General features: G+C 58.4%; 9 protein-coding genes. All 9 read left to right on the top strand.

The window, feature by feature from the left end; all coding sequences use genetic code 11:
• Positions 1-205 precede the first annotated feature (205 nt).
• Positions 206-970, top strand: a complete 765-nt coding sequence (gene trmD / locus V3W31_00935) for a tRNA (guanosine(37)-N1)-methyltransferase TrmD (protein ID MEE9613503.1) — start codon at positions 206-208, stop codon at positions 968-970.
• A 27-nt stretch (positions 971-997) separates the two neighbouring features.
• The gene (rplS, locus tag V3W31_00930; GenBank protein ID MEE9613502.1) at positions 998-1,339 is read left to right on the top strand and encodes a 50S ribosomal protein L19; all 342 of its coding nucleotides are present in this window, start codon (positions 998-1,000) and stop codon (positions 1,337-1,339) included.
• A 47-nt stretch (positions 1,340-1,386) separates the two neighbouring features.
• Positions 1,387-2,010, top strand: coding sequence for a ribonuclease HII (locus V3W31_00925; protein ID MEE9613501.1), 624 nt, complete (start codon positions 1,387-1,389; stop codon positions 2,008-2,010).
• Positions 2,007-2,423 carry a YraN family protein gene (locus V3W31_00920; GenBank protein MEE9613500.1) on the top strand — a complete coding sequence of 139 codons (417 nt, stop codon included), beginning with the start codon at positions 2,007-2,009 and terminating at the stop codon, positions 2,421-2,423. Before V3W31_00925 ends, V3W31_00920 begins: the two co-directional genes overlap by 4 nt.
• A 139-nt stretch (positions 2,424-2,562) precedes the next feature.
• Positions 2,563-3,216, top strand: a complete 654-nt coding sequence (gene ftsE / locus V3W31_00915; GenBank protein ID MEE9613499.1) for a cell division ATP-binding protein FtsE — start codon at positions 2,563-2,565, stop codon at positions 3,214-3,216.
• Positions 3,216-4,109 (top strand): permease-like cell division protein FtsX, encoded by an 894-nt coding sequence (ftsX, locus tag V3W31_00910; protein MEE9613498.1) that lies wholly within the window; start codon positions 3,216-3,218, stop codon positions 4,107-4,109. The genes ftsE and ftsX overlap by 1 nt, the downstream gene beginning before the upstream one ends.
• Before the next feature lie 8 nt (positions 4,110-4,117).
• Positions 4,118-5,287 (top strand): peptidoglycan DD-metalloendopeptidase family protein, encoded by a 1,170-nt coding sequence (locus tag V3W31_00905; GenBank protein ID MEE9613497.1) that lies wholly within the window; start codon positions 4,118-4,120, stop codon positions 5,285-5,287.
• A gap of 48 nt (positions 5,288-5,335) precedes the next feature.
• Positions 5,336-6,652, top strand: a complete 1,317-nt coding sequence (locus tag V3W31_00900; protein ID MEE9613496.1) for a S41 family peptidase — start codon at positions 5,336-5,338, stop codon at positions 6,650-6,652.
• Positions 6,653-6,737: 85 nt separating this feature from the next.
• Positions 6,738-8,240, top strand: a 1,503-nt coding sequence (locus V3W31_00895; GenBank protein MEE9613495.1) for a hypothetical protein, incomplete at its 3' end; no start/stop codon positions are given.

Genomic DNA, 8,240 nt, shown 5'->3' with positions numbered 1-8,240 from the left:
TGGGCGAGGGGGGCAAGAGATACTCCTCCCGGCCATAGAGGACGTCATCCTGAAGGTGGACGTCGAAGCCAAGAGGCTCACCGTGCGCCTTATCGAAGGACTCCTCCCGGAGGAAGAGTAAACGGTTATCGGTGGCCGGTCTTCTGTAGCGTTAGCAGCATGTATTGCGTTCGATAGTTTCTAAATTTAAAACACCATCATGGTGATGAAGTTCGATATACTTACTCTCTTTCCCGGCTTCTTCGACTCTCCCCTCGGGGAGAGCGTTACGGGCAAGGCGATAGAGAGAGGCCTCATAGAGGTCCGCACCCATAACATAAGGGATTTCGCCACCGACAAGCACAAGACCACCGACGACACTCCCTACGGAGGCGGGGCCGGGATGGTCATGAAGCCCGGCCCGGTGGTAAGTGCCATAGAGAGTCTTAGCGAGGGGGCCGGCGCGGGGGGTGGCGAGGGTGCAAAAGGGGGAAAGGCGCGGGCGGCGATCGTAATACTGACCACCCCTCAGGGCGTACCCTTCGACAACAAAAGGGCGAAGGAACTCTCGGGAGCCGAACGGCTCATAATAGTCTGCGGCAGGTACGAGGGAGTGGACGAGAGGATAAGGGAGTTCGCGGACCTGGAGATCTCCATAGGCGATTACGTTCTTACGGGCGGCGAGATAGCCGCACTCGCGATAGTCGATGCCGTGTCGAGGTTCGTACCCGGGGTCCTCGGTGACGATACCTCGGCCGAAACAGACTCATTCTCCGAGGGGCTGCTCGAGTACCCGCAGTACACAAGGCCCGAGGAGTTCAGGGGAAGGAAGGTCCCGCCGGTCCTGCTCTCGGGGAACCACGGGGAGATAGAGAAGTGGAGGAGAAAGGAGGCGGTGAAGCGTACCGCCGGGGTAAGGCCGGACCTTCTCGACAAGGCCGAGCTTACCGAAGAGGAGAGGGAGTTCATAGAGGAGCTTGGAGCAGGATAGGCGTAGTTCATTATACAGGAGGTTTTTATGGGGGCCATAGAGGACGTAGAAAAAGCGCAGTTGAGGACCGATATCCCGGAGTTAAGGCCCGGCGATACCGTTGTAGTGAAGGTTAAGATAAAGGAAGGCGAAAAGGCGCGGACCCAGGCGTTCGAGGGGACCGTCATAAGGAAGCGGGGCGGGGGGCTCAGGAGCACCTTCACCGTCAGGAAGGTCTCCTACGGCGTTGGGGTGGAGAGGATATTCCCGCTTCATTCGCCTTTCATAGAGTCCATTACGGTCAAGGGCAGCGGCAGGGTGAGGAGCGCGAAGCTCTATTACCTGAGAGAGCTCAAGGGCAAGGCGGCAAGGCTTAAGGCGAAGAGGTAGGGCCGTAAGGCCGACTGAGGGCACCCGGAGTTCCAATATCTCACTCCATGGACTCTTACGAGAAGCAGGCCCTGGCCGATGGTTACGGGATCGTGGCCGGCGTGGACGAGGCCGGACGAGGCCCGCTTGCCGGGCCCGTGGTCGCGGCCGCCGTTATATTCTCCCCGGGGCTTACCTCCTTCGGGATAAGGGACTCCAAAAAACTTAGCCCCGCCAGACGCGAACGCGTCGTCTTCGATATATTCAAAACCTCTCCGGCCGTGGGAGTCGGGGTGGTGTGGCCCGAGGAGGTGGACAGGATAAACATCCTCCGGGCCGCCTTGAAGGCCATGGGCGCGGCCGTTACTAAACTCTCTCCCGCCCCGGATATCCTGCTCGTAGACGGCCCCTATGCCGTAGACTCCATCCACATGCCGCAAAAACCCATAATCTCGGGAGACTCCCTTAGCGTCACCATAGCCGCGGCCTCTATAATCGCAAAGACCACCAGAGACAGGATCATGAGGGCCTACCACTCGCTCTACCCCGACTTCAACTTCGTGAAGAACAAGGGCTACGGAACCCCGGACCACATCTCGGCATTGAGGGCCGTCCCTCCTTCCCCCATCCACAGGAGGAGTTTTAGTTACGGGGGAGGGGGCGGAGGGGGGAGAGGGGGGAGAGGGCGATGATATTCAGGGGGCTCTTCGGCGGAACCTCGAAGCCGCCCGAAGGAAGGGATCTCGGAAAAAGGGGGGAGGACGAGGCCGCGAGGGTCTTGAAGAAAAACGGGTACAAGGTTATAGAGAGGAATTTCAGGTGCCGCCGGGGAGAGATAGACCTTATAGCGACGGACGGGGAGACCATAGTGTTCGTGGAGGTCAAGGCAAGGGGGCGGGGGAGTATCGGCTCGCCCGAGGAGGCCGTGGACTCCAGGAAGAGGGATAGGATAATAAAGGCCGCCAGGGAGTACCTTATGCGCTCGGGCCAATCTGACCGGCAGGTAAGGTTCGACGTGGTGAGCGTGGAGCCCGGAGATGGAAAAGATGGAAAAAAAAGTTTTAGGACCGAGATCATAAAGGACGCCTTTCAGACTGTCCGGTAGTGCCGCGTCGTTCCGTACCACTACTTAGCCATAAACCCTTGACATGAAATTGGCCAACTGGGATAATATTTTGGATATACGTCAAGTTCCGGAAAACAGTAACTTTTATTTGACGGCCGGGCTATAAAAGGGCGACCCCATGATCCAACTCTTCCATGTATTCAAGAATTACGAGAGCTCCGTACCCGCCCTTGAGGACGTAACGCTTAAGATAGGCAAGGGGGAGTTCGTATTCGTGACCGGCGCGAGCGGGGCCGGGAAGAGTACGCTCCTTAAGATAATGTTCGGGAGCGAGAGCCCCTCGGACGGCCAGATAATAATAGACGGCAGGAACTACTACAGGATACCACGGGCCGAGATACCGAGCCTCCGGAGAAGGATAGGCTTCGTGTTTCAGGATTTCAAGCTCCTGCCCAACAAGAGTGTTTTCGAAAACATAGCGATGGCCTTGAAGGTGATGGGGGTAGGGCCGGCGGAGGTCAAGAACAGGGTCCTTAAGAGTCTTTCCTACGTGAAACTCAGGCACAAGGCGAACTACAAGCCGCTCAGCCTCTCCGGAGGCGAGCAGCAGCGTATCGCGGTGGCCAGGGCGCTGGTGAAGGAGCCGGCCATACTGCTCGCCGACGAGCCCACCGGTAACCTCGACCCCGGCCTTGCCGTTGAGATAATGGACCTCTTCAAGGAGGTCAACAACCGTGGTACGACCGTTGTCGTGGCCACGCACGACAGGGGGCTGCTGGACAGGCTCCACAAGAGGATCATAGTGCTTGATAAGGGCAGGGTCTCGGACTGATGCGCGTTACGGCCGGACTTTTCTATACCGTCACGGACGCGGCCCGCAATATAAGGGAGAACCTCGCTACCGCGGTGCTGTCCTCCTTTACGGTGGGCTTCTCGCTGGCCATATTCGCCGTCTTCCTTATCGCCTTCATGAACCTCAACGCGGTGGTAGAGACCTGGGGGGACAGGACCCATATCGTGGCCTACATGAAAGACGGTACGGGCCAGAAGGAGACGGGTAAGCTCAGGGCCGAGTTGGAAGGCATGCCGGGGGTCAAGAGCTTCGAGTACGTCTCCAGGGACGATGCGCTCGGGGCCTTGAGGGAGGAGCTCAAGGGGCACGAGGGCATACTCGAGGGCGTGGACCTGGACCTCCTCCCGGCCTCGTTCGAGATAAGGCTCGAGGAGAGCCACAGAACCCCTCAGGGGGTAAAGGAAACGGTGGGGAAGCTAAAGGGGCTCCCTTCGGTCGGCGACGTACAGTACGGGACCGAGTGGGCCGAGAAGTTCACGGCCTTCCTCCGGTTTATCGAACTCGGTGCGTTGCTCGTGGGGGGCTTCCTCGCCGCGGCAACGCTCTTTATCATATCGAACACCATACGGCTTACGGTCTACGCGCGCAAGGACGAGATAGAGGTCTTGAGGCTCGTGGGCGCCACGGACGGTTTTATAAAAATACCTTTCCTTATCGAGGGGCTCGTGCAGGGCTTTTTCGGCGGGGTGCTGGCCACGGGGATGGTCTTCGCGGGCCGCTACGTGTTGACCGCCAACATGCCCCCGTACTTCGACTTCGTGCTCGAAACGCCGTTTAGCATACCGGTACTGTTCGCCATACTGGTCCTCTCCGGCGTCTTTATGGGGGCGGTGGGGAGTCTGGTCTGCCTGGGAAGGTTCCTGAGGGCATGAGGGTCGTTATGAGACGTCTTCCGGTCTTTTATCTTGCGGTTATCTGCCTCTTCCCCCTCCTCCCCCTCCTCCCCGCGGCGGCTTATGCCGAAAGCGAGAGGGAGTTGGTGAGGGAGGAGAAAAATCTCGAGGACATAAATAAGAAGCTCCGGGAGACCGAAAGCTCCGTAAAGGAGATGGCGAGGAAGGAGAAGAGCATCCTCGGGGAGATGGAGGTCATAAACAGGGACCTTGTAAAGAAAAAGGGGGCGCTCAGGAGGGTAAACGCCTCTTTAAAGAAGGCCAAGGGGAATATAGCCGAGACGGACGAGAACATAGCGGAGCTTACGCGCGAGAGGGAGGAGCTTTCGGAGCGGCTTACCCTGAGGCTCCGGGCCATGTACAAGATGCGCAAGGGAGGCGCCCTCGGGGTGCTCTTCGCGTCCGGCTCCTCCCGGGGGATGGGGGCGAGGCACAAGTACCTGACCATGATCATGGAGTCGGACTCGGCGCTGCTGGAGAAGAGCGCGGAGAACCTGAGGCGCCTTGAGGGAGAAAAGGAGCGTCTCGGGGAACTGCGGGAAGATCTCTCCTCGAAGATGAAGACGGCGAGTATTAAAAAAGGCGAGGCCGAGCGCACACGCAAGAAGAAAAAGAGGTTGCTGCGCGATATAAAGCGTAAGAAAGAGGGGCACCTCGAACTCATGGCGGAGCTCGAAGCCGCCCAGAAGAAGCTCGGCGAGCTTATAGAGGGATTGAAGACGGATGAGGGTTTCGGGGGCGTCACCGGCAAGTTCGCCTCCATGAAGGGCAGGCTCGACATGCCCGTCGGCGGGAAGGTAGTCTCTTTTTACGGCAAGGTAAAGCACCCCAGGTTCAAGACCGTCACCTTCAATAACGGCATCGTCATAGAGGCGCCCTTTGCCTCCGAGGTCAGGAGCGTCTATACGGGTAAGGTAGCGTACGTGGGCTGGCTCAAGGGGTACGGCCAGGTGATGATACTGGACCACGGGGGTGCCTTCTACACGCTCTTCGCGCACCTCCATAAGATGCTGAAGGAGCGCGGGGATACGGTGGAGACCGGCGAGGTGGTCGGGCTGGTGGGCGAGTCCGGGACGCACGAGGCCGCCGGACTCTACTTCGAAATACGGCAGAAAGGGGTCCCGAGAGACCCTATGGCATGGATGGCAAAGAAATGATATAATGTCGTATTGACAAAAGTACACTATAGGGGAGGTACGCAAGAAATGCATAAGAGATTGACCGGTCCTGGAGTTCTTATCGGCCTTGTTGTTACCCTGGCCCTGGCGTTGTCCCTGGTGACGATGTCCGGAAAGGTCGCAGCCGTTGCCAGCGAGGAGTACGAGAAACTGAGGATATTCGCCGACGTGGTGAGTATCGTCGAGGAGAGTTACACCGAGGAGGTGAAGGTCGAAGACCTCGTCTACGGCGCCATCAGGGGGATGCTGCGCGGGCTCGACCCCCACTCCTCTTTCATGACCGCGGCGGACTACAAGGAGATGCAGGTAGACACCAAGGGCTCTTTCGGCGGCATAGGCATCGAAATAGGGATAAGGGACCGCGCGCTTACCATAATCGCGCCCATAGAGGACACCCCCGGCGATAAGGCCGGTCTCAAGGCCAAAGACAAGATAGTCAGGATAGAGGACAAGTCCACTATGGATATGACCCTCGGCGACGCGGTAAAGCTCATGAGGGGGCCCAAGGGTGCCAAGATCACCATCTGGATAATGAGGGTGGGCTTCGAAGAGCCCAAGCCGTTCGAGATAATAAGGGACGTAATAAAGATAAAGAGCGTGAAGTTCAGGGACCTGGAAGACGGGTTCGGCTACGTGCGTATCACCCAGTTCCAGGAGAGGACCACCAAGGACCTCGAGAAGGCGCTCGTGGCTCTCGGCTCCAGGAAGGGTGAGCTCAAGGGGCTCGTGCTCGACTTGAGGAACAACCCCGGCGGGCTGCTGCCCCAGGCCGTGGACGTATCGGACAAGTTCATAAACTCCGGCCTCATCGTCTCCACAAAGGGCAGGACGCAGGGGCAGAACATGCGGTTTTCGGCCGAAAAGGACGGGACGCACTCGGGCTTCCCGATAGTGGTACTCGTAAACGGCGGCAGCGCTAGCGCCTCGGAGATCGTGGCCGGGGCCCTGCAGGACCATAAAAGGGCCGTCATCATGGGGAGCCAGACGTTCGGCAAGGGCTCGGTCCAGACCATAGTCCCGCTTTCCGACGGCTCGGCCGTGAGGCTTACCACCTCCAAATACTACACCCCTTCGGGCACGTCCATACAGGCAAAGGGTATCGAGCCCGACATAGTGATGGGCGAGGAGGTTAAGCTCCACATGAAGGAGAAGGACCTCGAAGGACACTTCGAAGGGGAGGATAAGGGGAAGGAAGGGGACAAAGAGCCGGCGAGGATCAGGATAAAGGAGACCATCGTGGAAGGGGTGGAAGGGGAGGAAGGGGAGGACGTCCAACTCCAGAAGGCGCTCAACTACCTGAAGAGCTGGTATCTCTTCAAGGGGACCATGAAGCAGTTCATGTAGTCCGGTCGTAAGTACATGGTACCCGTAAAGAACCCCGTCGTGCACGACGGGGTTCTTTATATGTACCCTGCGACATTTTTCTAAAATGGAGATGACAGGCAGCGGGAAAGAGACGCCGGGCGCCAGTGACGGTGCGACGTGTCCCGGCCCGGCCGGGCCGGCCGGGCCGGGAACAAGGCCGGAGACACGGATCGTTCGTCCCGCCACTCTTCCCGTAAGGTACGCCTGCGCCGCCTTTCTCCTTATAGCCTCGGCCTGCCTCCTTATCTACTCCAACACACTCCACAGCCCCTTCTTTTTCGACGATAAGCTCTACATCCTGGATAACCCCGGGATACGCAGCCTCGGGAACTTCCTGGACTTCTCCGGCACCAGGTACGTGGCCTTCCTCTCCTTCGCCGTGAACTACGCCGTTGGGGGATACGAACCCTTCGGGTACCATATCGTTAACGTCGCGGTCCACGTCATAAACGGTTTGCTGGTGTGGTGGCTCGTGCTTCTTACGTTCGGGACCCCGGCGGTGGAAAGGGCGGCGGCCGACCCGAGGCTCAAGTACTTCGCCGCCCTCGCGGCGGCCGTTATCTTCGTCTCCCATCCGGTCCAGACCCAGGCCGTCACGTATATAACCCAACGCTTCGCCACGCTCGCCACGCTCTTCTACCTCCTCTCCCTCACCCTCTTTATAAAGTGGAGGCTTTCCCCGGAGTTGAAGGGCCGGACCGTTTTATACCTCCTCTCGCTCCTCTCCGTCGTTCTGGCCATGAAGACAAAGGAGATAAGCTTTACCCTGCCGGTTATGATAGTGCTTTATGAGGTTATGTTTTTCGATTCTTTCTTTAGCGGTCACGAACGACGGCCACGGACACGGTTCTTACCCCTCGTCCCGTTCCTCCTGACCATGGCCATAATCCCGCTTAATATTTTCGGGCCGGAACTCGGCATAGACGAGGGCGGCTCCGGCATCGCGGAGGAGGCAAGGAGGCTGGACGTGATGCGCCTTACGACGCTCTCCCGGCACGATTACGTCATAACCCAGGTAAGGGTCATAGCCACATACGTAAGGCTTCTCTTCCTGCCCGTAAACCAGAACTTCGACTACGACTACCCCGTCTACACCTCCCCCTTCGAGCCTGCGGTGTTTTTGTCGTTCCTCTTCCTTTTTTTCCTTTTTACTTTTGCCTTTTACCTTTTCTTGCGGTCACGAAAGACGAATAACGGCTACGGCCTTCTAGCCTCCTTCGGTATCCTGTGGTTCTTCATAACCCTGTCGGTGGAGTCGGGCGCGGTGGTTCTCTGGAACGTCATCTTCGAGCACAGGCTCTACCTCCCGAGCGTGGGGGTAGTACTTGCCCTCTCGGCCGGCGTCTTTTACGTCTTCGATTATCTGAAGCCCATGAATCTCATGGCCGCGGCCGTGGTTTTACTGCTCGTTACGGCATTGCCGCTTTCATACGCCTCTTACCGGCGTAACGGCGTCTGGAAGGACTCGGTTACCCTCTGGACGGACGTGGTCGGGAAGAGTCCCGATAAGGCGAGGGGCCATAATAACCTCGGCAGGGCGTACCAGCTTGCCGGGCGGTCGGATGAC

It is taken from the genome of Thermodesulfobacteriota bacterium (assembly GCA_036482575.1).
Lineage (GTDB): Bacteria > Desulfobacterota > GWC2-55-46 > GWC2-55-46 > JAUVFY01 > JAZGJJ01.
This window is presented reverse-complemented; position numbering and strand designations above follow the sequence as displayed.